Source organism: Nocardioides sp. JCM 18999 (assembly GCF_055391175.1).
Window position 1 is genome coordinate 1846632 of the sequence record NZ_AP043887.1, and the last position, 24380, is coordinate 1871011.

The 24380-nt window shown below is 69.0% G+C and carries 25 protein-coding genes and 1 pseudogene; 10 read left to right on the forward strand and 16 right to left on the reverse strand.

Going from position 1 to position 24380, the window contains the following annotated elements:
• The first annotated feature begins 5 nt into the window (after positions 1-5).
• From ACZ5J1_RS08925 to ACZ5J1_RS08935, 3 genes are all read left to right on the forward strand, one after another.
• Positions 6-797, forward strand: coding sequence for a DNA-formamidopyrimidine glycosylase family protein (locus tag ACZ5J1_RS08925; protein WP_464564753.1), 792 nt, complete (start codon positions 6-8; stop codon positions 795-797).
• 119 nt (positions 798-916) lie between these two features.
• The gene (locus tag ACZ5J1_RS08930) at positions 917-2320 is read left to right on the forward strand and encodes a calcium-binding protein (RefSeq protein WP_464564490.1); all 1404 of its coding nucleotides are present in this window, start codon (positions 917-919) and stop codon (positions 2318-2320) included.
• A 310-nt stretch (positions 2321-2630) separates the two neighbouring features.
• Positions 2631-2924 (forward strand): DUF4193 family protein, encoded by a 294-nt coding sequence (locus ACZ5J1_RS08935; protein WP_464564492.1) that lies wholly within the window; start codon positions 2631-2633, stop codon positions 2922-2924.
• A 201-nt stretch (positions 2925-3125) separates the two neighbouring features.
• On the opposite strand, the gene ACZ5J1_RS08940 is transcribed toward ACZ5J1_RS08935, so the two are convergent.
• Entirely contained in the window at positions 3126-3659 is a 534-nt protein-coding gene (locus tag ACZ5J1_RS08940; protein WP_464564494.1) for a maltokinase N-terminal cap-like domain-containing protein, read from the reverse strand.
• A 191-nt stretch (positions 3660-3850) separates the two neighbouring features.
• Here ACZ5J1_RS08940 and ACZ5J1_RS08945 point away from each other — a divergent pair, with 191 nt between their 5' ends.
• The gene (locus tag ACZ5J1_RS08945; protein ID WP_464564496.1) at positions 3851-4207 is read left to right on the forward strand and encodes a hypothetical protein; all 357 of its coding nucleotides are present in this window, start codon (positions 3851-3853) and stop codon (positions 4205-4207) included.
• Between the two features lie 163 nt (positions 4208-4370).
• On the opposite strand, the gene ACZ5J1_RS08950 is transcribed toward ACZ5J1_RS08945, so the two are convergent.
• Positions 4371-4742 carry an immunity 53 family protein gene (locus ACZ5J1_RS08950; RefSeq protein ID WP_464564498.1) on the reverse strand — a complete coding sequence of 124 codons (372 nt, stop codon included), beginning with the start codon at positions 4740-4742 and terminating at the stop codon, positions 4371-4373.
• Between the two features lie 93 nt (positions 4743-4835).
• Positions 4836-5057: a hypothetical protein gene (locus tag ACZ5J1_RS08955; protein ID WP_464564500.1), complete on the reverse strand. Its 222-nt coding sequence runs from the start codon at positions 5055-5057 to the stop codon at positions 4836-4838.
• Between the two features lie 170 nt (positions 5058-5227).
• Between ACZ5J1_RS08955 and ACZ5J1_RS08960 the strand changes: the two genes are divergently transcribed.
• Entirely contained in the window at positions 5228-5560 is a 333-nt protein-coding gene (locus ACZ5J1_RS08960) for a DUF6980 family protein (RefSeq protein WP_464564502.1), read from the forward strand.
• A gap of 153 nt (positions 5561-5713) precedes the next feature.
• On the opposite strand, the gene ACZ5J1_RS08965 is transcribed toward ACZ5J1_RS08960, so the two are convergent.
• Together ACZ5J1_RS08965 and ACZ5J1_RS08970 are read right to left on the reverse strand one after the other, a co-directional pair.
• Positions 5714-6730, reverse strand: a complete 1017-nt coding sequence (locus ACZ5J1_RS08965) for a DUF3885 domain-containing protein (RefSeq protein ID WP_464564504.1) — start codon at positions 6728-6730, stop codon at positions 5714-5716.
• Between the two features lie 308 nt (positions 6731-7038).
• Positions 7039-7320, reverse strand: coding sequence for a hypothetical protein (locus tag ACZ5J1_RS08970; RefSeq protein WP_464564506.1), 282 nt, complete (start codon positions 7318-7320; stop codon positions 7039-7041).
• 203 nt (positions 7321-7523) lie between these two features.
• Between ACZ5J1_RS08970 and ACZ5J1_RS08975 the strand changes: the two genes are divergently transcribed.
• Positions 7524-7991, forward strand: a complete 468-nt coding sequence (locus ACZ5J1_RS08975) for an NUDIX domain-containing protein (protein WP_464564507.1) — start codon at positions 7524-7526, stop codon at positions 7989-7991.
• A 65-nt stretch (positions 7992-8056) separates the two neighbouring features.
• Positions 8057-8677 carry a DUF6924 domain-containing protein gene (locus ACZ5J1_RS08980; RefSeq protein WP_464564508.1) on the forward strand — a complete coding sequence of 207 codons (621 nt, stop codon included), beginning with the start codon at positions 8057-8059 and terminating at the stop codon, positions 8675-8677.
• 10 nt (positions 8678-8687) lie between these two features.
• On the opposite strand, the gene ACZ5J1_RS08985 is transcribed toward ACZ5J1_RS08980, so the two are convergent.
• Positions 8688-10136, reverse strand: coding sequence for an RNB domain-containing ribonuclease (locus ACZ5J1_RS08985; protein WP_464564510.1), 1449 nt, complete (start codon positions 10134-10136; stop codon positions 8688-8690).
• A gap of 20 nt (positions 10137-10156) precedes the next feature.
• Between ACZ5J1_RS08985 and ACZ5J1_RS08990 the strand changes: the two genes are divergently transcribed.
• Entirely contained in the window at positions 10157-11296 is a 1140-nt protein-coding gene (locus tag ACZ5J1_RS08990; RefSeq protein WP_464564511.1) for a GTPase family protein, read from the forward strand.
• Between the two features lie 20 nt (positions 11297-11316).
• Here ACZ5J1_RS08990 and ACZ5J1_RS08995 read toward each other — a convergent pair whose 3' ends face one another.
• From ACZ5J1_RS08995 to ACZ5J1_RS09020, 6 genes and pseudogenes are all read right to left on the reverse strand, one after another.
• Positions 11317-12267 carry a GGDEF domain-containing protein gene (locus tag ACZ5J1_RS08995; RefSeq protein ID WP_464564513.1) on the reverse strand — a complete coding sequence of 317 codons (951 nt, stop codon included), beginning with the start codon at positions 12265-12267 and terminating at the stop codon, positions 11317-11319.
• Positions 12268-12298: 31 nt separating this feature from the next.
• On the reverse strand, positions 12299-13135 hold the full coding sequence (locus ACZ5J1_RS09000; RefSeq protein WP_464564515.1) for a transglutaminase family protein: 837 nt from the start codon (positions 13133-13135) through the stop codon (positions 12299-12301).
• Positions 13135-14067, reverse strand: a pseudogene (locus ACZ5J1_RS09005) (alpha-E domain-containing protein). Before ACZ5J1_RS09005 ends, ACZ5J1_RS09000 begins: the two are co-directional and overlap by 1 nt.
• Entirely contained in the window at positions 14061-15635 is a 1575-nt protein-coding gene (locus tag ACZ5J1_RS09010) for a circularly permuted type 2 ATP-grasp protein (protein ID WP_464564517.1), read from the reverse strand. The pseudogene ACZ5J1_RS09005 and the gene ACZ5J1_RS09010 overlap by 7 nt, the downstream one beginning before the upstream one ends.
• A gap of 99 nt (positions 15636-15734) precedes the next feature.
• Entirely contained in the window at positions 15735-16373 is a 639-nt protein-coding gene (locus ACZ5J1_RS09015; RefSeq protein WP_464564519.1) for a hypothetical protein, read from the reverse strand.
• A gap of 67 nt (positions 16374-16440) precedes the next feature.
• Positions 16441-16794: a MerR family transcriptional regulator gene (locus ACZ5J1_RS09020; protein ID WP_464564520.1), complete on the reverse strand. Its 354-nt coding sequence runs from the start codon at positions 16792-16794 to the stop codon at positions 16441-16443.
• Between the two features lie 56 nt (positions 16795-16850).
• On the opposite strand from ACZ5J1_RS09020, the gene ACZ5J1_RS09025 reads away from it, so the two are divergent.
• A complete protein-coding gene (locus ACZ5J1_RS09025; protein ID WP_464564521.1) occupies positions 16851-18062 on the forward strand; it encodes an MFS transporter in 1212 nt (403 codons plus the stop codon).
• On the opposite strand, the gene ACZ5J1_RS09030 is transcribed toward ACZ5J1_RS09025, so the two are convergent.
• Entirely contained in the window at positions 18052-19452 is a 1401-nt protein-coding gene (locus ACZ5J1_RS09030; RefSeq protein WP_464564523.1) for an APC family permease, read from the reverse strand. The genes ACZ5J1_RS09025 and ACZ5J1_RS09030 overlap by 11 nt on opposite strands.
• 126 nt (positions 19453-19578) lie before the next feature.
• Here ACZ5J1_RS09030 and ACZ5J1_RS09035 point away from each other — a divergent pair, with 126 nt between their 5' ends.
• Complete coding sequence (locus ACZ5J1_RS09035; RefSeq protein WP_464564525.1) at positions 19579-20118, forward strand: TetR/AcrR family transcriptional regulator; 540 nt, start codon at positions 19579-19581, stop codon at positions 20116-20118.
• Between the two features lie 136 nt (positions 20119-20254).
• Here ACZ5J1_RS09035 and ACZ5J1_RS09040 read toward each other — a convergent pair whose 3' ends face one another.
• The 3 genes from ACZ5J1_RS09040 to gabT are packed head-to-tail and all read right to left on the reverse strand — an operon-like array spanning position 20255 to position 24341.
• The gene (locus ACZ5J1_RS09040) at positions 20255-21727 is read right to left on the reverse strand and encodes an NAD-dependent succinate-semialdehyde dehydrogenase (RefSeq protein WP_464564527.1); all 1473 of its coding nucleotides are present in this window, start codon (positions 21725-21727) and stop codon (positions 20255-20257) included.
• Entirely contained in the window at positions 21724-23007 is a 1284-nt protein-coding gene (locus ACZ5J1_RS09045; RefSeq protein ID WP_464564529.1) for a Glu/Leu/Phe/Val family dehydrogenase, read from the reverse strand. Before ACZ5J1_RS09045 ends, ACZ5J1_RS09040 begins: the two co-directional genes overlap by 4 nt.
• Positions 23004-24341, reverse strand: a complete 1338-nt coding sequence (gene gabT, locus ACZ5J1_RS09050) for a 4-aminobutyrate--2-oxoglutarate transaminase (RefSeq protein WP_464564530.1) — start codon at positions 24339-24341, stop codon at positions 23004-23006. The genes ACZ5J1_RS09045 and gabT overlap by 4 nt, the downstream gene beginning before the upstream one ends.
• Positions 24342-24380: the final 39 nt, after the last annotated feature.

A 24380-nucleotide genomic window follows, 5' to 3' on the forward strand; every position in this document is an offset into this window, starting at 1 on the left:
GTGCGATGCCTGAGGGCGACTCCGTCTGGCGGGCCGCCCGCTACCTCGACAAGGCGCTCGCCGGGCAGGTCCTCACCCGCACCGACTTCCGGGTCCCGCGGTTCGCGACCGTCGACCTGTCGGGCGAGCGGGTGACCGGCACGACGACGTACGGCAAGAACCTGCTCACCCACATCGGCGAGGACTGGACCCTCCACACCCACCTCAAGATGGACGGTGCCTGGATCGCGATCGGCGCGCAGCAGCGCTGGCCCAAGCCCGCGCACACCGTCCGCGTCGTGCTCGCCACCGAGACCACCCAGGCCCTCGGCGTCCTGCTCGGCACGGTCGAGCTGCTCCCCCGCGCGGCCGAGCACACCGTCTACGACGAGCTCGGCCCCGACCTGCTGTCGACCACCTGGACCGACGCGGACGAGGCCGAGTGCGTACGCCGCCTCCAGCAGCATCCCGACATCGCGATCTTCGACGCCCTCCGCGACCAGACCGCCCTCGCCGGCGTCGGCACCATCTGGGCGGCCGAGTCCCTCTTCGCGATGGGGATCGACCCGCGCGTGCCCGTGGCCGACATCGACCGCCTGCCCCGGATGGTGCAGATCGCCCGGCTCAAGCTGCGCGACTCGATCCGGCAGTCACGCACGCCGATGGCGGTCTACGGCCGGGAGCGCAAGCCCTGCCACCGCTGCGGCACCACCGTCCGCCGGATCGCGATGGGTGAGCCCGAAGGGCGCCCCCGCCCCGCGTACTTCTGTCCCCACTGCCAACCGGCACCCTCAGGCGCATCATTCCGCCCAGTTTGACGCGGCGCGCACTGGTGCGCGAGCGTGCTGACGGCCGCGAGCTGACAAGCTTCCCCCGAACCGGTTTGCGGCCGACCGCGGGCGGCTTGATCTGACTCGCCATCGGGAAAGGATCCTCCATGCGTCGCCTCGCTGCCGCTGCGTCGGTCGCTGTTGTCGCTACCCTCCTGAGCGCCTCGTCCCTGCATGTCGCCGCGGTTGCCGCGGTCGACGCCCCGACCTGTGGTGGGCTGAAAGCGACCATCGTCGGGACCGAGAGAAGCGACTCCATCTCCGGCACAAGGGGCGCCGACGTGGTTGCCTTGGGCGCTGGCGACGACTATGTCTCCGAGTCCGGCGGTGCCGACGTCATCTGTGGCGGACCCGGCAACGACGTCATCTATGCCGACGGAGGACCTGGTAGCGGCCCGCCCGGTGACGATCTGGTGTTCGGCGATCAGGGCGACGACCACCTCGTGGGCGGAGACGGCGACGACGAGCTCTTCGGCGGGCCGGGCAACGACATCATCGCCGAGTTCTACGACCCCCACGGCCCAAGTGACGGCGACGACCTCATCCACGGAGGCGACGGGCTCGATTCCCTTCGCTACCTCGCCGCGCCGGGGGTCACGATCACCGCAGCGACCCGTACGGTGACGACGGGACCCGATGTCGACCACTATGACAGCGTCGAATGGCTCGAAGGATCCAGCGGAGACGACGTGTTCCGCGGCACTGACGCCGCCGATACCTATCTGAGCAGCGGCGGTGCCGACGACGTCCGCACCTACGGCGGCAATGACGCCATCTATGTCAGCAACAGCCACCCGTACGACAACCCCGCTGTCGACGGCACCTACGTCGACGCCGGGACCGGCAACGACTGGGTCGAGGTGTACCGCGAAGGAGCACGGATCGTCACTGGTGCAGGGAACGACACGGCTGGCGTGATTGGCGCCTCCCTGCTGCTGATGGGTGACGGGAATGACGACGTCCACGCGGGCGATGGTGCCCGCGTCGACGGCGGTCCGGGCAACGACCGGCTCACGGCGGTCCGAGGCGCGGTCGACCTCTCGGGTGGTGCCGGTGACGACGACCTCCGCCTCGATCCGTACCAAGGCCGCCCGACCGGGACCTTCACCGGAGGTTCGGGCAACGACAGCCTCCGCGTGTGGCCGGGTTGGCCCACGCGGCTCGACCTGGCCCGCGGGCTCGCCTCGACAGCCGACATTCCCGTGGCACGCTTCAGCGCCGTCGAGACCTTCTTCGGCTCGAGCGGCCCAGACGTCATCCGGGGCTCGTCGCGCCCCGATGTCATCCACGGTCTCGGCGGGGACGACGTGATCCTCGGTCTAGGAGGACGCGACCGGCTCTTCGGCGACAGTGGGCGCGACCGCATCAACGGCGGCAGGGGCCCCGACTTCCTGGAGGGCGGCGCCGCCCGGGACACCCTCATGGGCGGTCCTGGGCGCGACAGGGTCGGCACTCGTGGCGACCGATGCCACAGCATCGAGGAGCACCGGCGCGCCTGCTCGACGCCTTAGCCGAATCGATCCGCTCGCGAAGCACGGTCCGGGGAATCGGCCGACCGCTCGTGCGATTGGTCTGCCAGATCGCGGGCGCGCATGAGGCGGATCCCTTCGACCCGCCGATCGCTGGTACGAGCGCGCTGACGGCCGCGTCGCCCATCGATCGAGCACCGGATGACGACTACCTCTGGGGCCGTGAGTCGCTCGTCCCGCGTCATGGGTCGAACGCGGCGTCAGAGCAACCTGACCAACCAAGCCCACTTGTCTGGGAAGTCGGTCAGGCTCCGACTCTCGCGGCGGCTGGGATGTCACCTATGCTCCGCGCATGGCCGCCGACGCTGATGATCTCCGTCCCGACGTAGCTGAGCAGAACGCACGGTCGCTCGAGGAGCTTCAGGCGAGCACCCGCGACGACTCCAAGTCGCATGTAGTTGAGGTCGATGAGGCTGAGGCTGCTGAGAGCTTCGAGCTTCCCGGAGCCGACCTCTCCGACGTTGAGCTCGCCATCGAAGTCATTCCTCTCCAGCAGGACGAGTTCACCTGCATGAGCTGCTTCTTGGTTACCCACCGCACGCAGTTGGCTGCCGCGACGAAGGCGATCTGCCGCGACTGCGCCTAGTCCGCTTTCGGTCCGAGTCGGCACGCGGACTGGGGCACCGGAAAGGGTCTGACGCACGAACCGGTGTCAACAGACTCAGCCCATTCCGCCGCGTTCATCCGCCCGCTCCGAACCTGGCACGAGATCCCAGTCGTTCGCTACAGCGAAGCACGCCGCCGAAACCTGAGAGGTGAAAGGCTGGTCGCCGATCATTGCGGTGCGTCAGGCGGGTGCGGCGATTGCGATGGCGGCAGACCCGCTGGCCCAGGTCGCGACGAGCGCAGACGGATCGTCGCGACGCTCGCGGTCGAGCTCCCGCAGGACCAGGATCTCCGTGGCCGCGGGTTGCCCCGTAGGACTGCTGTGAACCTCCAACTGAAGCGTCGGTTCGCGCACGCCGACCTTGACCCCATCGACCCAGATCTCGAGCGTTGCCTGAGCCTGCGTGCCGGCAATCGCACGGCGCAGGCAGTCGAGGGCAACAGGATCCGTCGTTCCGTCGTACACCCACCGCTTGCCCAACGCGGAGTGATCCATTGTGCTGATGAGCCGGGCGCCCCCAAGCGGTGCGCCTCGGTAAGTGAGGACGAGGTGTGAGCGCCCGCGGCTGGTCTCCACGATGAAGCCCTCGACGCCGACCTCGCCAGCGGGGTCGTCGAACCGGTAGCTGCCGAGGATGGTCACCGCTGAGCAGAGTTCGGAGTCGAGAATCTCCTGCTTGGTCGGAGAGATTGTTGCCTGGTGGATGACAGCCATGGCTCGAACGTAGCTCAGAGTCCGATTGTCGTTACGGGCGCGCCCGCCACGTCTTCCGCCAGCTGCCATTCACGATGGAACGGGCTGTGCAATCGCCGAGCAAGGATCGGCAATCGGGACGAGACACCTGCGTCGATCCGCCGCGATCGACCACCCGCTCATGCCGATGAGCGGTGAGGCAGGATGAGCCAGTGAGCCGAATGATCGAGCCGCCGAACTCTGTGCTGCTGTTGGTTGGTCGTGAAGAGTTCACGCCTCCATCCACGTTCGCCGGCGCGGCTTGCGCATCGACCGCAGATTGCATCGCTGTTGGGGTCCTGAGTGTGACCGACGGACCCACGCGGGTGTCGTTTTCGCAGGCAACAGACCCGTCCCTGGTTATTCTCGGGGCTTTCACGATCGAGTCCGAGGGGCACCTGTCACTGCGGGACATCCACAGCCAGGAGTACGACTCCATCGGTGTCGACGCTGGATCCGTGCGGGTCACAGTCCTGGGCAACGACCTCAACGAGCCCGATGAAGTCGTGTTCGTCGTGGTGAGTACCTAGCCGAACGCACGTCCCTGCCACGACGCGGGCGAAGCCCGACCATGCCGCGATGCGGGCGAAGCCCGACCAAGCCGCTGAACGTGCGTCGGTTTTACCACGGGCGGGCCATGGGCCGGATGCCGCGCGCAACTCGTAGATGCGTGCTCGCAGTTGCGTGAAGCGCCTAGTACCGCCAGTCGCGATCAGGTTGAGCAACCGCGCGCGCCCATTCCCGGAACAAGTACAGGCCCTCGGAGAGATTCAACGGCCCGCCGAAGAACTTCCATGTGTTGTCGTCGACCTGAGCGACCACCCAGTCATTGACGGTCCGAGTGACTTCGACCTTCTCGAAATCCAACCCATCGAGCGGCGTGCGCTCGAGCTCGATAGCCACGGACCAACCCGGGTTGTCCAGGGTTTCGATCCTGACCCCGTACCCGTGTTCCCAATCGCCATCGCAATTCGCTACGTACCAGGCCTGGATCCACGACAGGAGCGAGACGTCAAGGTCGAACCAGAACCACCCATCGGTTGGGGCGTCGGGGATCTCCTGCATGCGCCGCATTCTGACACGCGCCGTCACCAACGGCTTTCGAGATCCATGCCCGACCATGCCGCGTCGAGGGCCATGCCCGACGGGATGCCTATCTCAATGCTCTCGGCGAGAAATCCAGTCGATCCAGTCCCGCCAAGACATTGTTGTGTCTCGGACGTACAGGCGTGGGTCGCCGGGCGCCATTCGCCACACGATCAGAACGTTGAACGCTGTGAAGACCGCGAGCAAGACTGCGCCCGTTCCCATCACGGCCGTCGCCGGCCAGTTCCGTTGCCCGATGAAGGTCCACACGACGAGAAACAGCACGACGGTCATGCCAGCAAAGAACACGCACGCCAAACCCACCGGCGTCGTCCCGAACTTCTTGAGGACGGTCCGAGGTTGCTGCCGAGCACGACCTACCACGACCGCTCCCACCAAACTATGTGCACGCCAGTAAGGCTAGAGCCCGACCATGCCGCGAAGCGGGCATGCATCCTTAGTCTGTGACCGAAGCTCCGCTGCCGACTCCTAGGCACTGCTGCCGCCGACTACAAGAGCAGGTGGACTTCACGTGCGCCGCGCATCCCGAGCGCGGATCGTGCGGTGACTACCTAATCGACTACAGCCCAGCGTTCGATGAATACGGCATTTGGGTTCACGACGGCCTGAATGGAGTCTCAGATTCGTCGCTGACCATCGACTATTGCCCGTTTTGCGGCATCGGTCTCCCGCCGAGCCGGCGTGAACAGTGGTTCGACGTACTTGAGTCGCGCGACCTCGAGCCTGAGGAAGCGCCGGCACGGATGATGGCCTATGGCTGGTGGATTCCGGAGTAGCACCCGGTCAACCATCCGTGCATGCCGCGAGTAGTGCGCGGAACGGTTGGGTCACCTGAACGCTGGGCCCTGGCCGAGGCCGTGTCGGCTTGGGCCCTGGCCGAGGCCGTGTCGGCCTGGGCCCTGGCCGAGGCCGTGTCGGCTGAGTCCTCGTCAGGCTGTTTCAGGGTTCGAAGATCCGCCAGCGAGGATCGCGAGTGAGCGCTCGAAGATATCCACGACACCTTCGAAGTCGACGCTTCCAGCACTGCCTGGACGGTCGTAGATCATCTCCTCGTCCTCGTCGTCGATATCGGGGTACAACTGCCTTGTATATGCGCCACTGTCGTGAACGACCAGCATTACCCGGGCTCTGTCTGATTCGAGTTCGACGAGGAACCAATCGGTCAGCGAAAGATCGTCAGGCAGCGACTCGACAATCTTGTCCAACTCGAAAGGGTTGAGCCATGTCCGGTACTGCGGTTCAGTGACGACCCGGACACCGCTGTGCCTCCATGCCTCGCGGCGGCTCTCGAAGTAGGACGCGACCCGAGAGAGGTCAAGGATGGCGGAGCGGTCCTGAGGGATGCCCCACCGAGCCCAGGTCTCGCGCTCCACCTCGCGAAGCGTCTCGATGTCAGCGGCGTCGAAGGACTCGACCACTAGACATTCTTCGTGCGGACGGGCAATCCAGCTCGCATCAGGACCAACAACCAGCAAGGGCTCACAGCTGTCGGACACCATTGCCCAGACCTCATCGAGTCTCGGATCGTCGGCTTCGACCTGGGTAATGAATACATGGTCGGTCGACTCTTCCTCGTCCTCTTCGTCCTCTTCCTCGGACAGTGCCGTAATGCTCCACAACAGTTCTCGGTCAAAGGTTCCGTCCAGACTCGACGTCTGGTGGGTGCGGTGCCCCTGCCACTCGTTTTCGAAGTCGAAGGTCACAATGGTGATGTGCTGACCCGCGGCCAGCCGCCTAATGACGGCACCATGAAACTCGGCACTCGCCTCAATCTCGTCACCTGAGGAGAGAGGACTCCGAAACGTGGGGTGAGCGTCGCCATGTCCAGACACCGTCCCGCGGGGCGCCTCATATCCCGTACGCAGGTAGAACCCTGGCCACCGTTCAACCGAGCGCTGACGAAATGCGACGGCAACGGGACTGAGTGAGGAATCGGGGTGGGTCATGGTTCGTCCTCTGGGAGCGACTTGTGTCGATGGACAGGACAGTAGGAACCAAGGGGCGCAGACGTCGGATTACCCGCCAGCGCGTGCCCGCCCCTCTTGTCAGAGCGCCCGCCGAATGCCCGGTCCAATTCGACAAAGGGTGAGCATCACGCCCACATTCTTTCACTGACAGCAGCTAGAAGGTCTGGCACACGACGATGAGGCGAACCCTGACCATGCCGCTGAGCGGTCGATGTGGAGCTCGGGAGCCGAACACCCGCCTCGCGGCATGGTCGGGCGTTCCGCCCTGACAGCGGCACAGCGGGCGATCAGTGCCCGGAGGTCAGACCCAATGCCACCATTCCAGCGCCTCGGTAGCGGCGGGCTCCGACGGGATCGCCCGAGGCGTCGACCATGCCGACAAGCTCACGGATACGGCGTGCATCGGACGAAATATCGGAGGACGAAAGTCCGGACGCAGCCACGACAACGTCTGCAACTTCGGCGACGGAGCGGGCCTCATCCTTGCTGAGCCAGCCGTAGTCCAGGTCCAGTTTCGTGCCGTCAGCGAGCACGAGTCGGCCGTCGTTGAGAACCCGGATCGTGCTCACCCGCCGATGCTAGCCACAGGCCTAGCGTCGGCAGGGATGCGCCCTCATCTCGGCATTTGCGGTTGTCGCAACGACTCGTCTCAGCTCGCCGTCCCGGCCGCTGGCATTCGTGTCGACGGGGGAGTCATACCGCCGCATAGGGACGTCGGCATCTGACACGGCAAAGCGCCTGTCGCGACAAGGAAAGCGCCTACGATGCCCCAGTGCTGGATGAATCGTTGACCGTGGCAGCCAGGAATGACGGCGTCGAGAAGTGCGTCGTTGGCGCGATCGTCCACCGCGCTGGCGCTGTTCTGCTGCTCACGCGCAGTATGAACGACGCTTTCATGCCAGGTATCGAGGAGCTGCCCTCAGGAGGCGTTGAGGTGGGTGAGACCCTCAACGAAGCGCTTGATCGTGAACTGTTGGAAGAGGTGGGTTTCCCTGCCGGGATCGTCGAGCCCGGATTCCTGGCGCAGTTCGACTACCTCTCCGGTTCCGGGAGGTTGACCCGCCAGTTCACCGTCTCTGTTCCGTTGAACGACCAGGCATCGGTGGCGCTCTCCGACGAGCACTCCAGCTACCGATGGATCGAGTGCACGGAAATCGACGCGAGCAGTGCCACGTCCGAGACACAAGGGGTCGTGGCCGCCTGGTTCGGCTGGGACACTTCCACAGGACCCCATCTCTGATCCGATTCTCCCGGCCAACCCGGAGTCCCCACGCATTCACGTCAAAGCCGCGCGATGATGCCTGCATGCGTCTTGGCACCATCCCCTTGCTTGCTGCCGTGCTGGCCCTTTCCGCGGGCTGCACGGCCGGTGGACCCGGCGATACCGACAACGGTGTTCCCGCCCGCGCAGCGGTCTCAGAAGGATCGGGCGCGAACTCGATCCCGGAGATCTGGGCCAGCGAAGGGACACCACTCCTGAGAACCGACTTCACCGACGATGCCGCGTGGCGAACGATCACGACGCAGGTCGCCCTCCCGGTGCCGATCGACGAGTTCGACGAAGACCCGTGGCCGCCGCATGTTGTCCCGATCGCGGACCGGGAGTTCGACGGCACCGACGGCGCGGCACTCGCCACTCGGTTCGCCGGCGTAGAGGGGGACGGCTACGTGCTCCTCGCCGACTCCCGCGCGATGGGCGAAGCACGTCAGGCGGGCACGGAGATCACGCTCGCCTACGTCGATCTCTCCTCCTTCAGCCGTGAGGTGCCCGAGGAGTTCAACACGTTCCCCGGCCGGACGTTCCGCACCACGATCCCGGAGATCGCATCGATCGAAGCGAACCTCGCGATCGCGAACATGGACTTCTTCGAGTTCGCCGACAACGTGCAGCCGGACGGGGTCTTCCGCGGCTTCGAAGGCGAGTGAGCTGAGTCGGTCACCCGACAAGTTCGAAGGCCACCGAGCGCGATCCGGTGTCGGCCACCGTCAATCGGACGGTCACCGCTCCTCCGAGCGGCAATGGCGACGACCCACTGACCTGCGCTTCGACCCCGATCTCCTCGAGCACCACGACCCCTTCGGTCGGATTCCCGTCCCGGACGCTGGTGACGACACCGGCGAACTCCTCGCCGACCCGGTGGGACAGCTGGGCGGCCTCGAGCAGATCCAGCACGGCGCGGTCGTAGGCGGACGACCGGCCGTTGGACTTCTTCAGCACCTCGGGCAGGTCTGTCAAGCCGGATCGCGCCCAGGAGGGCACCTCGACACCGGCACAGAGCGCGAGGCAGACCTCGCCGACGTACCTGTCCCCCAGGCGCCGCAGGGGCGCGGTCGCGTGGGCGTACGGCGCGGCGATGGCGGCGTGCTCGGCCTGCTCGGGGACGGCACCGTCGAAGGCGACGTACCCGGATCCCCGCAAGAGGCGGGTGCAGGCGACGATCATCGCCAGGTGGGTGGGCTTGCTGGGATCGAGGGAGTGCACCAACCAGACGTAGTCGCGGTCGGCGGGCCAGTCGATGCGCAGGCCGAGGGCGACGAGGCGCAAGCGTTCGATGTCCGCTTCACGGGCGGGAGGCAGGGTGCGCAGCATCCCGACGCCGCCCTTCAGCATCAGCGCGGCGGCGGCCCGACCGGTGAGCAGGGAGATCTGGGCGTTCCAGTCCTCCACGGGCAGCACCTCGCGGAAGGTCAGGCGGATCGCGCCGTCGTCGGTGACGTCGACCTCCTGCTCCGGCAGCGGCAATGAGATCCCGCCGCGCATCCTCTCCTGCTGCTGGAGCAGCAGGCCCACCTCGCGGAGCAGGTCGAGGACCTCGTCGCGCGGCTCGGGAGCGGGAGCATCGAGCGCCACTTGGGCGTCGACGTAGGACCAGCGGCGACGCGAACGGACCCGGGCACGCTCGACCTGGGTCGAGACCAACGCACCCTCAGCACCGAGCTCCAGGGACCAGAGCAGCGCGGGGCGGACCTGGTCGGGCAGCAACGACGCCGCGGCCTCGGACAACGCGGGCGGGTGCAGCGGGATCCGGGAGCCGGCGCCGTACAAGGTCTCGCCACGACGGTGCGCCTCGAGATCGATGGCTCCCCCGGGCGTGACGAAGGCGGCGACGTCGGCGATCGCGTAGTGGACCAGGAACCCCGTCGACGTACGGGCGATGTGCACGGCCTGGTCGAGGTCCATGGAGCCGGCGGGGTCGATGGTGATGAACGGCAGGTCCGTGCGATCCAGGTCCGGCAGCGCGACCGCGGCAGCAGCCCGGTCGGCCTCGGCGAGCACCTCGGGCGGGAAGGCCGAGGGCAGTCCCAGCTCTGCGGCGATCGCTGCGAGACCCTGCTGGATCACGGGTGCGTCGACGCTCATCCGGACGGCGATCTTGCTGGGCATGCAGCCAGTATGGTCGAGGCATGCCGAGCGCAAGCGACGACTGGTTCAGGGAGCAGTTCACCCGTGCCTACCGCGACCAGGCCGAGAAGTACGGCCGGTTCAACCTGATCATCCTGGGCAAGACGGGGGTCGGGAAGAGCACGCTGGTCAACGCGATCTTCGGTGAGGAGGTCGCCTCCACGGGCATCGGGCAGCCGGTCACGCAGGAAGCGCACCTCTACGTGCACTCGACGGACTTCCTCGGGGTCTACGACACCCGCGGCCTCGAGATCGGCGTCGACACCGACAAGCTCGTCTCCGAGCTGACCGACTACGTCACCGCGATGCGCAACCGCCCGATCGCCGAGCAGCTCCACGTCGCCTGGTACTGCGTGCGCTTCGGCGACCGCCGGTTCGAGGACACCGAGGCCCAGGTGATCCGAGCCCTGCACAGCCTCGGCCTCCCGGTGATCCTGGTCCTCACCCAGGTGCCGATGCGCGAGGGCCGCCCGCACCCGGACGCCGTCGCGCTGGCCACCTCGATCGAGGCGCTCGACCTGCCCGTCCTCGAGCACCGCGCGTTCTTCACGATGGCGCAGGACGACGACTTCTCCGGTCTCACCGCGCACGGTCTGCAGGAAGTCCTCGATGCCACCTTTCAGGTCGCTCCCCAAGCCGTAGCCGAAGCCCTCACCGCGGCCCAGCGGATCGACGCCGCCCGCAAGAAGCGTCAGGCCGAGGCCAAGATCGCCGCCGCCGTCACCGCGGCAGGCACCGCCGGAGCCACCCCGATCCCGTTCGCCGACGCCGTCGTCCTCGTCCCCATCCAGCTGGGCATGATGGCCGCCGTCGCCCAGACGTACGGCGTCTCGCTGGACAAGACCACCATCGCGGGGCTCGCCGCCACCGCCGGGGCGACCTCGGCCGGGCGCTCCCTCGTGGGCGGACTGGTCAAGATGATCCCGGGGGCGGGTGCCGTCGTCGGCGGCGCGATCAACGCCACGGTCGCCAGCACCATCACCTACGCGATGGGGCACGCCTGGCTCCGGGTGTGCCAGCTCCTCTCGCGCGGCGAGCTCCAAGGCGGCAACGGTGCGCTGGACAGTGCCGCGATCCGGCAGCTCTTCAGCGACGAGTTCAAGCGGCAGTGGACGAGCCGCAAGAAGTCGTCCCCCTCCTGACCCGTGCCTCCCCCGACGGGTCAGCGGAACTTGCGCTCGTACATCCCGTGATCGGCCCGTCGGACCAGGTCGTCGAAGGACTCCTCGCCCTCGAGCTCGGCCAGGCCCGCGGTCCAGCGCACCGTCGCCGTCTCCTCGAGGGCCTTCACCGTGCGCGTGGCCTCGACCAGCTCCGTGCGGGGCATCAGCATCAGGAACTCGTCGCCACCCAAGCGTCCGACCGCATCGGCGGGGCCGAGGGAGTCCAACAGCTCCGAGCAGGCCTGGCGGAGCAGGGCATCGCCCTCGGCGTGGCCGCCACGGTTGTTGATGTCGCGCAGGCCGTCGAGGTCGATCAGGGCGATGCTGAGCTGGGCGTTCGTCCGCCGGGCCTCGGCCACCAGTCCGTGCCCGAGCTCATTGAGCCCCAGCCGGTTGAGCGCCCCGGTCAAGGGATCGATCCGCGCGACCCGGCGGAGCCGATGGACCAGGATCCGGGTCACCTCGAGGCCGAGGACCGCCTGCACAGCGAGCGCGGCCGCGATCACCGTCAGCTGCGGCTGGTCGTGCACGGCCACCGCGACGAACCAGGCCCCGACGGTGAGGTAGAAGCACCAGGTCGCCGGGCGACGGAAGTACCACCCGGCGTACACGCCGAGGAGCGGCACCGCGATCCCGTTGCGGAGGGCACCGAAGGCGAGCTCGGTGGTGAAGGAGAGCACCGCCAACAACCCGGTCGCGACCAGCAGGGCGACCTGCGCCTCCGTCACCGTGTACGAAGTTCCCCGAGCGAGGGCGTACCCGGTGGCCGTCACGAAGAGGAGCGTGACGGTGGCCAGGACCCAGCGCGGGTTCATCCCGTCGGTCCAGAAGACCACGCCCAACCCGACACCGATCGCGCCCGAGAGGTAGGCCAGAGCGGACAGCGCCGGGAGCACGGGTCCCGGGAGCGGGACGGCGAATCGAACGGAAGCCTGGGTCGTCGATCGCACGCCGCCATCGTAGGGAGGTTGGGCCTCCCATTCAGGGCAGTCGGGTGATCTCCACCGTGACGAACATCCGCGACGCCGCACCGCCGCCGGTGTAGACGCCGGCGAGCGGCCGCACGTCGTCGTAGTTGCGACCGGTCGCGACGATGACGTGGCGCTCCCCCGGCTCGACCTGGTTGGTCGGGTCGAAGCCGACCCACGCGCCGTCCCACCACTCCACCCAGGCGTGGGACTCCCCGCGAGCGGCGACCCCGATCCGCGGATCGGGGTCGGGGTGCAGGTACCCCGACACGTAGCGGGCCGGGATCCCGAGCGAACGCAGGCAGCCGATCGCGAGGTGGGCGAGGTCCTGGCAGACCCCGCTGCGCTGTTCCCAGGCAGTCGCCGCATCGGACTCGACCGCCGTCGTCCCCGGCAGGTAGGCGACCTCGCGGTGCAGCAGGTCGAAGACCGCCGCGACCGCCTCGGCCGGTGCCGCGCACGACTCCCGCAGCGGCATCACCAGGGCGAGCAGGTCGGCCGGTGGCCGGGCCCGGTCGAGGATCATCAGGTACTCCGACCAGGGGTCGGCGACCTCGGCCAGCTCCGCCCACGACGCCTGCAGGCCGCCGCCGACGGGTTCCCGGGTGTGGACGGTGCTCGTCCCCACCACGGTGAGCGACGTGTGCGCGTCGAGCACCTCGAACGCGGTCACCTGCGTCCCCCAGTGGTCGAGGTAGCCGTAGGTCCACGGCTTCGGGGTCACGTCGACCCGGGTCTGAGTGACCAGCTGGCCGGACTGGGTCAGCGGCGTCAGCCGGGCCTCGTTGTACGACGCCGCGACCTGCCCCTCGTACTGGTAGCCGGTGGTGTGCACGATCCGCAGGTGCATCAGAGCGCTCCGATCTTGAGGCCGTCACGCCAGAACCGCGCCTCCGCGCCGGCGAAGTACCGTCCCGAGATCGCGTCGGTGGCCGCGACGCAGGCGCGTTGGAACCGCTCCATCTCGAACGGCAGGTCGACCAGCAGGTCGTGCAGCGTCCGGTACTCCAGGTCGGCGCGGATCTGACCGAAGAGGCGTTCGGCCTCACCCCGCACCCCGACCCGACCGCCGGCGGCCTCCAGGTCGACCAGGCAGACCTCGGCCCGGATCAGCGCGGCCAGCACCGAGCGCGGGAACAGCCGGTCGCGGAGCAGGAACTCCGCCGCGCCGGCATCGGTGACGGTGCCCCGGTGGGACCGCAGGTAGCCCTCGTGACCGCCGCACGCCCGCAACGTCGTGGTCCAGGCCTCGCCGTGCGCGACCGCCGTCGAGGCGACGAGCCGCGCGGTCATGTCGGCGCGTTCGATCGAGCGGCCGAGCACCAGGAAGTGCCAGCCCTCGTCGCGCATCATCGTCGAGTCGGCGGTGCCGTTCACCAGCGCCGCCCGGTCGCGGACCCAGCCGAAGATCTGCGGGTTGGTCGCGAACGAGCCCTGCGGGATCGCCAGCTAGGTGGTGTTGATCGACTCCCACAACGACGTCGACAGCGTCTCGCGCGCCCGACGGGCACTCTCCCGCGCCGCAGTGAGACAGGCGGCGATCGAGGTCGGGCAGCTCGAGTCGTAGGCGAGCCGACGCAGCATCTCGGCAGCCGTGACGACCTCGCCGGCCTCCGCTGGAACCCCCATGATCGACAGCACGCTGCTGCAGGTGGCCGGTTCGTCGATCGAGGGATCCTCGAGGATCAGCTGGGTCTGGACGTCGAGGATCCGCGCCGTCCCCTCGGCCCGCTCGACGTACCGGCCGATCCAGAACAGCGACTCCGCGATCCGACTCAGCACGAGATCACCTCCGCCTGCTGTTGCTGTTGCCGTTCCTGTTGTTGCTGCTCCTGCTGCTGGACCAGGTCCCCCGGCCGCGGCCCGGTCGGCACCACCACCTCGCGTACGTCGTCTGCGGGCTGCAGCACCGGCGGCCGGCGTTGCCCCGCCAGCACCCAGGTGTCCTTGGACCCGCCGCCGCGCGAGGAGTTCACGATCAGCTCCCCCGCCGGCAGCGCGACCCGGGTCAGCCCGCCCGGCAGCACCCACACGTCGCGTCCGTCGTTGACCGCGAACGGGCGCAGGTCGACGTGCCGCGGCGCCATCTCGCCGTTGATGTAGGTCGGCACGGTCGACAGCTGCACGACCGGCTGCGCGATCCAGGCCCGGGGGTCGGCGATCACCGCGGCGCGAACGGCCTCGAGCTCGCTGCGACTCGCGGCCGGGCCGATCACGATGCCCTTGCCGCCCGATCCGTCGACGGGCTTGAGCACGAGCTCAGCGAGCCGGTCGAGGACCTCCTCCATCGCCCCCGGATCGGCCATCCGCCAGGTGTCGATGTTGCGCAGCACCGGCTCCTCGCCCAGGTAGTAGCGGATCAGGTCGGGCAGGTAGGTGTAGACGAGCTTGTCGTCGGCGACCCCGTTGCCGACCGCGTTGGCGATCGTGACGTGCCCGGCCCGGGCGGCGTTGATCAGGCCCGCGCAGCCGAGCATCGAGTCGGCCCGGAAGTGCAGCGGGTCGAGGAACTCGTCGTCGACCCTTCGGTAGATCACGTGCACCGGCCGCAGCCCGGTGGTGGTCCGCATCATCACGCGGCCCTGGCGGCACTCCAGGTCGCGGCCCTCGACGAGCTCGACCCCCATCGTCCGGGCGAGGAGCGCGTGCTCGAAGTAGGCGCCGTTGTGCACGCCCGGCGTCAGCACGACCACCGTCGGGTCGCTGACCCCGGCCGGCGCCGAGGCACGCAGCGCGCTGAGCAGGCGTTGGGGATACTCGGCGACCTGCCGGATCCGGTGGTCGGTGAACGCCTCGGGCAGGGTCGAGGCCAGGGTGCGCCGGTTGGTCATCACGTAGCTGACCCCGGACGGCACCCGGACGTTGTCCTCCAGCACCCGGAACTCGCCGTCCTCACCGCGGACCAGGTCGATCCCGCTGACCTGGACCCGGACACCGTTGGGCGAGACCAGTCCGGTGCAGGCGCGGTGGTAGTGCGAGGACGACGTGACCACGGAGCGGGGCACCACCCGGTCGGTGAACACCTGCCCGGCGCCGTACACGTCGGCGAGGAAGGCCTCCAGGGCCAGCACCCGCTGCCGGACACCGCGCTCGATCGGGTCCCACTCCGCGGCGGTGATGATCCGCGGCAGGACGTCGAGCGGGAAGGCCCGCTCCTCCCCGCCGATGTCGAACGTGACGCCCTGATCGAGATAGCTCGACGCCAGCGCGTCGACCCGGGCCTTCAGCTCGCGCGGAGCGAGGCCGCCCAGGGCGTCGTGCAGCGCCCGGTAGCCGGGACGCACGCCGGCCGACCCGAACATCTCGTCATAGGCCGCGCCCTGCGTGCTGTAGCCCTCGAACACGTCCATGACCGGACGCTAGGTGGGACGGGTAACGGCGATGTTTCATGGCGCTGTCGGCCACGAAACATCGCCGTCCCGGTGAGATTCCCCGCGAGAAGCGGAGGTTCAGACGCTCTCGGCGTACCAGACCTCATTGACGGTGCTGCGCAGGATCGCGTGCTGCACCGACTGGATGAGGATGCCGGCCAGGGCGAACAGGACGACGATGAGCGTCCAGACCCAGCTGTTGTCGATCGCGCCGGCGAAGTCGCCGCGGGTGAACGTCGAGGTGTTGAGCTCGCCGAAGAGCAGCATCAGGCCACCGACGATGCCGAACGCGCCGGCCACCGAGCTGGCCACGATCATGACGAACATCGGCATGTTCGCGAACGCCGCGACCAGACCGAGGACGACACCGACGGCCAGACCGATCAGGACGGCGAGCCAGTTCCAGTCGATCCCGATCGCGGTCACGATGCCGGAACCGATCGCGAAACCGAACGCACCGAAGGCGAAGACGATCGCGAGCCAGTAGTAGAGGTAGGACAGCACCGCGAAGATCAGCGCGAAGATGAGGCCCAGGACCCAGCCGAACGCGGTGCCGAGGAAGCTCTCGTCGGCCCAGGCCGCGACCAGCCCGGCGCCGAAGGCGAACCCGACGAAGAAGCCCCAGATCGGAAGAGCGACCCGAAGCGCGACCCGCCCGATGAACAGCATCGTCACACCGGCAACGATCGCGATGAGACCAAGAAGAATGTCAGCCATTCTCGCAGCGTAGGACTGCCGCGGCGCGCGACGTGGGACGTTGGGCCCGAAAGATCAGAGCGCGGCGTCAGGCACCTGCACGCTCGAGGTAGGTCCGCACGGCGGCCCGGCTGCGGGTGAGGCACGAGATCTTGTCGTCGAGCGCACTCAGCTCGGCGCGCAACTGCGCGGCGAACTCGTCGTCGCAGGCGGCCGTCCAGTCCTGCGGGCGGTCCTCGGCGGTGAGGACGATCCGGATCAGCCGGGTCGGGAGCCCGGACCGGATCAGGCTGGCGATCGTGCTGGCGCGCTCGATGTCGGCCTCGTTGAACTCGCGGTACCCGTTCGTTCCGCGCTCGGGGCGCAGCAGGTCCTGAGATTCGTAGTAGCGAAGCATCCGGGTCGAAGTACCCGTCCGCTCGGCCAGCTCACCGATCCTCATGCGTCCTCCCGATTCCGCTTGACCTTGACATCAACGTCAAAGTTTACGTTGGCGGCATGAGTCGATCAACGAGCTCGCTGCCGCCGCTGCTGGCCCTGTCTGCCGCGACGTTCACGACGGTCAGTGCGGAGATGATGCCCGCCGGCGTCCTCGACTCCTTGAGCACCTCGCTCGCCGTCAGTGAGGCGACGGCCGGCCTGCTCGTCACGGTCTGGGCGGGGACGATCGCGCTGACCGCCATCCCCTTGGTGCGACTGACCTTGCGGTGGCACCGCAAGCCCGTTCTCCTCGTGAGCCTGGGCGTGATGGCGGCGGCCAACCTGGCCACAGCGCTCGCCCCCTCCTACCCGGTCGCGGTGGCGGCACGGGTCGTCGCAGCGGCCGCCCACGGCCTCTTCTGGGCCGTCGTCGTCGCGTACGCCGTCTCGCTGGTCGCCCCCGACCGGGTCGGCCGAGCCCTGGCGATCGTGCTGGCCGGCCCCACCCTGGCGAGCCTGCTCGGGCTGCCGCTGGGCACCGCGCTCGCCCATCGGGCCGGCTGGCGGGTGACCTTCGTGGCGCTGGCGCTGGCCGGAGTCGTCAGCGCCGCGGCGATCTCTGTGCTGGCACCCCGGCCCGTCGGCGAGGCGACGGCGGCCTCGGCGGGCGAGCGGTGGGACCGCTCAGCGCGTCCGGTGCTGCTGGTGGCCGGCGGCGGGTTCTTCGCCCTGATCGGCTTCTACGGACTGTTCACCTTCATCGTGCCCACCAGCGCGGCGGTCGCCGGGATCACGGCCGGCTCGATGGCCGGGGTCCTGCTCGCCAGCGGCCTGGGTGGCCTGGTCGGGGTCCTCGGCGCCGGCAGGATCAGCGACCGCTGGCCCTCGTCCGCACTTCCGGTCACGACCCTGCTGCTCGCCGCCACGATGGCGGGCCTCGGCCTGGCGCACGATCCGTTCGCCTACGTCGCCCTCGTCACCATCCTGGGTGCCCTGATCGGCGTGCTTCCGGTGGTGCTGCAGGCCCAGGTGATGCGGGTCGCGTCGGAGCAGTTCCGCAGCACTGCCGGCAGCATCCTGATCACGACGCTCAACCTCGGGATCGCCCTCGGCGCAGTCCTCGGGAGCCGCGCCGCCGCTGGCGACGTACTCGCGTGGTTGCCGTTCCTCGCCGCGGGTGTCGCCACCCTCGCGATCATCCCGCTCGGACTGCTCCGGCCATCTCGGCGGACCAGACGGGCCATCTCGGTGGACCAGACGGGCCATCTCGGCGAAGGGGTCAGTCGTTGACGTCGTCCTCGGGGTCGACGACCACGAAGCGGTCGCCGGAGCGGGGGGCGAGGTACAGCGCGTAGTAGCCCATCGCGGCGATCAGGATGCCTGCGGTGATCAGCAGGTCGGCCGTGGAGGAGCCGAAGACCGCGTACCCGACGGCGATGATCACCAGCACGGGCGCGAGCGGCCAGAGCGGCATCTTCCAGCTCGCGACCGTGGTGGGCAGCCAGCGGCCGCGGATCGAGGCGACGGCGATGACGACGTACATCACGGCGAGCACGATCGAGGTGATCCCGAGCAGGGACTCCACGTTCACGGCGTAGGCGAGCACGGCGCCGGGGACGCCGACGGCGAGGGTGGCGATCCACGGGGTGCCGAACCGCGGGTGCAGCCGGGTGAGGAACTCGTTGACCGCGGCGGGCCAGCAGCGGTCACGCCCGGAGGCGAAGACGACGCGACCGTTCTGCAGCACCATCACGATGACGGCGTTGAGGATCGCGATCGCGATCGCCACGTTGACGGCGACGCCGATGCCCTGGCCGCCCCACTCGTGCACGAACTCGGAGAAGTTGCCGGTGGCCAGGTCGCTGACGTCGCCGACGGCGAGGACGGTCGTGATGGTCGGGACCAGGATCACGATCGCGCCGAGGCCGAGCGACGTGAAGATGACGCGGGCGACGTTGCGGCGCGGGTTGACCACCTCTTCGGCGAGGTAGGCCGCGGTGTTGAAGCCGCTCACCACGAAGGTGCCGACGGCCAGCCCGGAGATGAGCATCGCCATCGTGAACGGCTCCAGGCCGTTCGGGCCGGAGACGTGCGGGTGGACCAGCTCGGCCGGTCCACGCTGGACGTTCATCAGGGCCAGCACGGTGACCACGGCGGCGGCGAGGATCTCCAGCGCCAGGAAGATCGCGGTGACGAAAGCGTTGGACTTCACGTCCAGGATGGCGGTCGCGGTGGCGATCAGCATCACCACGGCGCCGGTGGCGGCGCGCGGCAGGTCGATCAGGTCGCTGAGGTAGTCGGCGGTGCCCAGCGCGATGATCGGCGGGATCACCCACAGCTGGATGCCGGCCAGGGCGAAGGTGAGCCACCCGGCCGCCTTGCCCAGGGTCTGGGTGACCATCGCGTACTCGCCGCCGGAGCTGGCGGTGCGGGTGCCCAGCTCGGCGTAGCAGGCGCAGACGGCCAGGGAGATCAGGACGCCGGCGACGATGGTCAGCACCGCGCCGCTGCCCTGGGAGGCGAAGACCTCGGGGACGATGATGAAGAGGCTCGAGGCCGGGGTGATGCAGGAGAGCACCAGCAGGACGGCGGCACCAGGGCCCAGGACCCGGGCGAGCTTGCGCTCGGCCTCGATCGGGGTGCCCGCCTCGTCGGCGGCGAGAATCATGGAATCGGTCACTGACCGGCCTCTCAGGAGATGCCGTTTGAATGGCATTCAAAACTTTGAACGACGTACAAAGTGACCTGGATCACCGCTAATGTCAACCCCTGTCCGCAAGTTCGCCCCGAGAAAGCGACCCCCGCCGTGTCCACGACTCGCCCTCACCGCCGCCTCGACCGTGAGCAGGTGCTCAGCGCCGCGCTCGAGATGGTTGCCGAGCACGGTCTCGGGAAGCTGACGATGTCCTCGCTGGCGGCGCGGCTGGACACCAGCGGTGGCCATCTCCTCTACTACTTCAAGACCCGCGACGGGCTGCTACTGGAGACGTTGCGCTGGAGTGAGGCGGCGTACGCGACGCAGCGCGAGCCGGTGCAGGACGTCGTCGAGTTCGCCGACGTCTACCTGGCCATCGACGAGAAGGATCCGCGCTGGCAGCTGTGGCTCGAGCTGTGGGCGCGCTCGCCCTACCACCCGGAGCTGGCCGAGGCGCAGCGTGAGATCGACGCGGAGTGGCACGTCGACCTGGAGCGGCTGATCCGGAAGGTGCACACGGATGCCGAAGATCCCGCAGGGCTCTCAGAGCGCCTGCGGGCGATGTGGGACGGGTTCAGCGTCGGGATCGTCACCGGCGGAGGACGCGGGCTGCGGGCGAGCGCTCTCGCCCACACCCGCGCCCTCCTGTGAAGGAGCACTCCCCTGCCGCCCCGCAAACTGTCACGGTGACACTCCGCGCCATTCGCGACAGTTGCGAGCTGTCACTTCTGGCGCAAAGCGTCACCGTGACACTTTGAAAGGGTCACGGTGACACTTTGCGGCTGGATCAGCTCCAGTCGACGTTGAGGTACTGCGTCTCGGTGTACTCCTCGAGACCGACCCGGGCACCCTCACGCCCGATGCCGCTCTGCTTGACCCCGCCGAACGGCGCGGCCGGGTCGGAGACGAGACCTCGGTTGACGCCGACCATGCCGGCGTCGACCTGCTCGGCGAGGCGGAGCGCCTCCCCCAGCTCGGCGTACACGTAGGCGGCCAGGCCGAACTCGGAGTCGTTGACCAGCTCGAGCAGCTCGTCGGTCTCGCGCCACGTCACGATCGGCGCGACCGGCCCGAAGATCTCCTCCGAGACCAGCTCCGACCCCGCCGGTACGTCGACGACGACCGTGGCCGGGTAGAAGTAGCCGTCCTCGGTCGGCAGCGACGAGCGGTGCGCGATCCGAGCCCCTGAGGTGACGGCATCGTCGACCAGGCGGGTGACCGAGGCGAGCGCCTTGGCCGAGATCAGCGGCCCGATGTCGCTGCCGGCCTCGGCCGGACCGACCTTGAGGGCCTCGACCCGGGCGCCGAGCCGGGCGGCGAACTCGTCCGCCACGTCGGCGTGCACGTAGAACCGGTTGGCCGCGGTGCAGGCCTGCCCGCCGTTGCGGAACTTCGCGATCATCGCGCCGTCCACCGCCGCGGCGATGTCGGCCGACGCGGTGACGACGAACGGGGCGTTGCCGCCCAGCTCCATCGAGGTGTTGACCACCCGGTCGGCGGCCTGGCGCAGCAGGATCCGACCCACACCGGTGGAACCGGTGAAGGAGATCTTGCGGACCCGGGGGTCCTCGAGCCAGGTGGTGACGATGCTCGCGGAGTCGGTGCCCGGGACGACGTTGACCACGCCGTCGGGGATGCCGGCCTCGCTGATCAGCCGGGCGATCGCCAGGGCCGTCAGCGGGGTCTCCGAGGCCGGCTTGAGCACGACCGTGCAGCCGGCGGCCAGGGCGGGGGCGATCTTGCGGGTCGCCATCGCGGCCGGGAAGTTCCACGGCGTCACCAGCGCGGCCACACCGACCGGCTTGTGGGTGACGATGATCCGGGACCCGCCGGCCGGCGAGGAGCCGAAGTCGCCGTGCGGACGCACGGCCTCCTCGGCGTACCACCGGAAGAACTCCGCGGCGTAGACGACCTCACCCCGGGCGTCGGAGAGCGACTTGCCGTTCTCCAACGCGATCAGGGCGGCCAGCTCCTCGGCGTCGCGCAGCATCAGCTCGCGCACCTTGGAGAGCAGGTCGCTGCGAGTGCGCGGCGGCACCTTGGACCAGGCCGGGAGCCGCTCGGCGGCGGCGTCGACGGCAGCGGTGGCGTCGACGGTGGTGCCGTTGGCGACCTGGGCGACGACCTCACGGGTGGCCGGGTTCTCGACGTCGAAGACGCCGCCGGTGCCGGGACGCCACAGGCCCCCGACCAGGACGCCGAGCTCGGCGTTGAGCGCCTCGATGTAGGTGGTGTCGGGACGGACGGACAGATCGGTCACGGGTAGAGGCCTCGCACTTCGTGGGCTTGGTAGACGCGCTCGACGGCCAGGCAGGTGGCGGCCAGACGCAGGGACAGGTTGCGGGTGGTGGAGTAGTCGAGGACCTCGTGCCAGGCGCGGGTCATCCGAACGACGAGCTTCTCGTTCACCTCGGCCTCGGTCCACCAGTAGGACTGGTTGGCCTGGACCCACTCGAAGTAGGACACGACCACACCACCGGCGTTGGCCAGGATGTCCGGGACGACGAGCACGTTGCGCTCGGCGAGGATCCGGTCGGCGTCGGCGGTGAGCGGGCCGTTGGCGCCCTCGACGATCAGGCGCGCCCGGACGTGACCGGCGTTGCCGGCGTGCAGGACACCCTCGATCGCGGCGGGGACCAGCAGGTCGACGTCGGCGAGGAGCACGTCCTCGCCCGAGATCGCGGTGGAGCCAGGGAAGCCGACGACGGAGCCGGTGGCGTCCACGTGGGCCTCCAGGGCGGGCAGGTCGAGACCGGCGTCGCACTGGATGGCGCCGTACACGTCGCTGACGGCGAGCACCTTGACGCCCTCGTCGGCGAGGAAGCGGGCCGCGCCGCGACCCACCTTGCCGAAGCCCTGGACCGCGGCGGTCGCCTGGTCGGGGGCGATGCCGAGGTGGCGCAGCGCCTCCACGGAGATCGCCGTGACGCCGCGCGAGGTGGCGGCGGCCCGGCCCTGCGAACCGCCCAGGGCGATCGGCTTCCCGGTGACGACGCCGAGGACCGTGTGGCCCTGGCCGACGGAGTAGGTGTCCATCATCCAGGCCATGGTCTGCTCGTCGGTGCCGATGTCGGGCGCCGGGATGTCCTGGTTCGGGCCGATCAGCGGCGCGATCTCGGACGTGTAGCGCCGGGTGATCCGCTCGAGCTCGGCCTTGCTGTAGTTGCGCGGGTCGACCTGGACGCCACCCTTGGCGCCGCCGTAGGGCACGTCGAGGAGGGCACACTTCCAGGTCATCCACATCGCCAGCGCGCGCACCTCGTCGAGGTCGACGCGAGCGTCGAAGCGGACGCCACCCTTGCCGGGGCCGCGGGAGTAGTTGTGCTGCACCCGGTAGCCGCGCAGCACCTGGATGGTGCCGTCGTCGCGACGCAGCGGGATGGAGACGCTGACCTCACGGCGGGCCTCGGCCAGCATGTTGTGCACGTCGCGGGGCAGGCCCAGGACGGCGACGGCGTCGGCGAGCTGCTCGCGGGCGTCGTCCAGGACGGTGCGCTCCGGGTCGACCGGAGTCTGGATGTCGGTGTCGACGAGGGTCATCGGGTGGCCTCCAGACCGGAAGCGACGACCTCGAGGCCCTCGATCAACAGCTCGTCGGAGATGCTCAGCGGCGGCAGGAATCGGATCACGTTCCCGAACGTGCCACAGGTCAGGGTGATCACGCCACGGGTGTGGGCGTACGACGCCACGGCCTTGGCCAGCGCCGCGTCGGGCGCGCCGGTGGCCGGGTCGACGAACTCGGCCGCGATCATCGCGCCGCGTCCACGCACGTCGCCGATCCGCGGGTCCTTCTCGGCGAGCTCACGCAGGCGACCGACCAGGAGCGCCTCGATCTGCTGGGCGCGGGTGATCAGGTCCTCGGCCTCGATCGTCTCGATCACGGCGAGGGCGGCGGCGCAGGCGAGCGGGTTGCCGCCGTAGGTGCCACCGAGACCGCCGGCGTGCACGGAGTCCATGATCTCGGCGCGACCGGTGACGGCCGAGAGCGGGAGGCCGCCGGCGATGCCCTTGGCGCTGACGATCAGGTCGGGGACGACGCCCTCGTGGTCGACCGCGAACCAGGCGCCGGTGCGGCCGAAGCCGGACTGGACCTCGTCGGCGACGAAGACGACGTCGTTGGCGGTGCACCACTCGGAGATCGCGGCCAGGAAGCCGGGGGCCGGGACGATGAAGCCGCCCTCGCCCTGGACCGGCTCGATCACGATCGCGGCGAGGTTCTCCGCGCCGACCTGGGCCTCGATCTGGGAGATCGTGCGGGCCGCGGCGGCGGGACCGTCGACGGCCTCGCCGTCGAGGAACGGGTAGGACATCGGGGCGCGGTAGACCTCGGCGGCGAACGGACCGAAGCCGTGCTTGTACGGCATGTTCTTGGCGGTCATCGCCATCGTCAGGTTGGTCCGGCCGTGGTAGGCGTGGTCGAAGACGACGACGGCGTCCTTGCCGGTGAACGAGCGGGCGATCTTGACCGCGTTCTCGACGGCCTCGGAGCCGGAGTTGAACAGCGCCGAGCGCTTCTCGAAGTCACCGGGGGTGAGTCGGGCGAGCTGCTCGGCGACGGCGACGTAGCCCTCGTAGGGGGTGACCATGAAACAGGTGTGCGTGAACGCGGCGACCTGCTCGGAGACGGCCTCGACGACCCGGGCGGCGCTGTTGCCGACGGTGGTGACGGCGATGCCGGAACCGAGGTCGATCAGGCGGTTGCCGTCGATGTCCTCGACGATGCCGCCGGAGGCGCGGGAGACGAAGACGGGCAGCGTGATGCCGACGCCGGCGCTGACGGCGGTCTGCTTGCGCTGCAGCAGCTCGGTGGAACGGGGGCCCGGGATGGCGGTGGCCAGGTGGCGGGTCTGCTCGAGGTCGTGAGTGGTGCTCATGGGACTACTCTCCGCCCGAGCGCTACATGCTGTCCAAGA

Excerpts from the sequence above, each read along its gene's own strand:
- ACZ5J1_RS08925 (WP_464564753.1), top strand. The coding sequence starts at position 6 with ATGCCTGAGGGCGACTCCGTCTGGCGGGCCGCCCGCTACCTCGACAAG.
- ACZ5J1_RS08930 (WP_464564490.1), top strand. The coding sequence starts at position 917 with ATGCGTCGCCTCGCTGCCGCTGCGTCGGTCGCTGTTGTCGCTACCCTC.
- ACZ5J1_RS08935 (WP_464564492.1), top strand. The coding sequence starts at position 2,631 with ATGGCCGCCGACGCTGATGATCTCCGTCCCGACGTAGCTGAGCAGAAC.
- ACZ5J1_RS08940 (WP_464564494.1), bottom strand. The coding sequence starts at position 3,659 with ATGGCTGTCATCCACCAGGCAACAATCTCTCCGACCAAGCAGGAGATT.
- ACZ5J1_RS08950 (WP_464564498.1), bottom strand. The coding sequence starts at position 4,742 with ATGCAGGAGATCCCCGACGCCCCAACCGATGGGTGGTTCTGGTTCGAC.
- ACZ5J1_RS08955 (WP_464564500.1), bottom strand. The coding sequence starts at position 5,057 with ATGACCGTCGTGCTGTTTCTCGTCGTGTGGACCTTCATCGGGCAACGG.
- ACZ5J1_RS08965 (WP_464564504.1), bottom strand. The coding sequence starts at position 6,730 with ATGACCCACCCCGATTCCTCACTCAGTCCCGTTGCCGTCGCATTTCGT.
- ACZ5J1_RS08980 (WP_464564508.1), top strand. The coding sequence starts at position 8,057 with ATGCGTCTTGGCACCATCCCCTTGCTTGCTGCCGTGCTGGCCCTTTCC.
- ACZ5J1_RS08985 (WP_464564510.1), bottom strand. The coding sequence starts at position 10,136 with ATGCCCAGCAAGATCGCCGTCCGGATGAGCGTCGACGCACCCGTGATC.
- ACZ5J1_RS08990 (WP_464564511.1), top strand. The coding sequence starts at position 10,157 with ATGCCGAGCGCAAGCGACGACTGGTTCAGGGAGCAGTTCACCCGTGCC.
- ACZ5J1_RS09000 (WP_464564515.1), bottom strand. The coding sequence starts at position 13,135 with ATGCACCTGCGGATCGTGCACACCACCGGCTACCAGTACGAGGGGCAG.
- ACZ5J1_RS09010 (WP_464564517.1), bottom strand. The coding sequence starts at position 15,635 with ATGGACGTGTTCGAGGGCTACAGCACGCAGGGCGCGGCCTATGACGAG.
- ACZ5J1_RS09015 (WP_464564519.1), bottom strand. The coding sequence starts at position 16,373 with ATGGCTGACATTCTTCTTGGTCTCATCGCGATCGTTGCCGGTGTGACG.
- ACZ5J1_RS09020 (WP_464564520.1), bottom strand. The coding sequence starts at position 16,794 with ATGAGGATCGGTGAGCTGGCCGAGCGGACGGGTACTTCGACCCGGATG.
- ACZ5J1_RS09025 (WP_464564521.1), top strand. The coding sequence starts at position 16,851 with ATGAGTCGATCAACGAGCTCGCTGCCGCCGCTGCTGGCCCTGTCTGCC.
- ACZ5J1_RS09045 (WP_464564529.1), bottom strand. The coding sequence starts at position 23,007 with ATGACCCTCGTCGACACCGACATCCAGACTCCGGTCGACCCGGAGCGC.
- gabT (WP_464564530.1), bottom strand. The coding sequence starts at position 24,341 with ATGAGCACCACTCACGACCTCGAGCAGACCCGCCACCTGGCCACCGCC.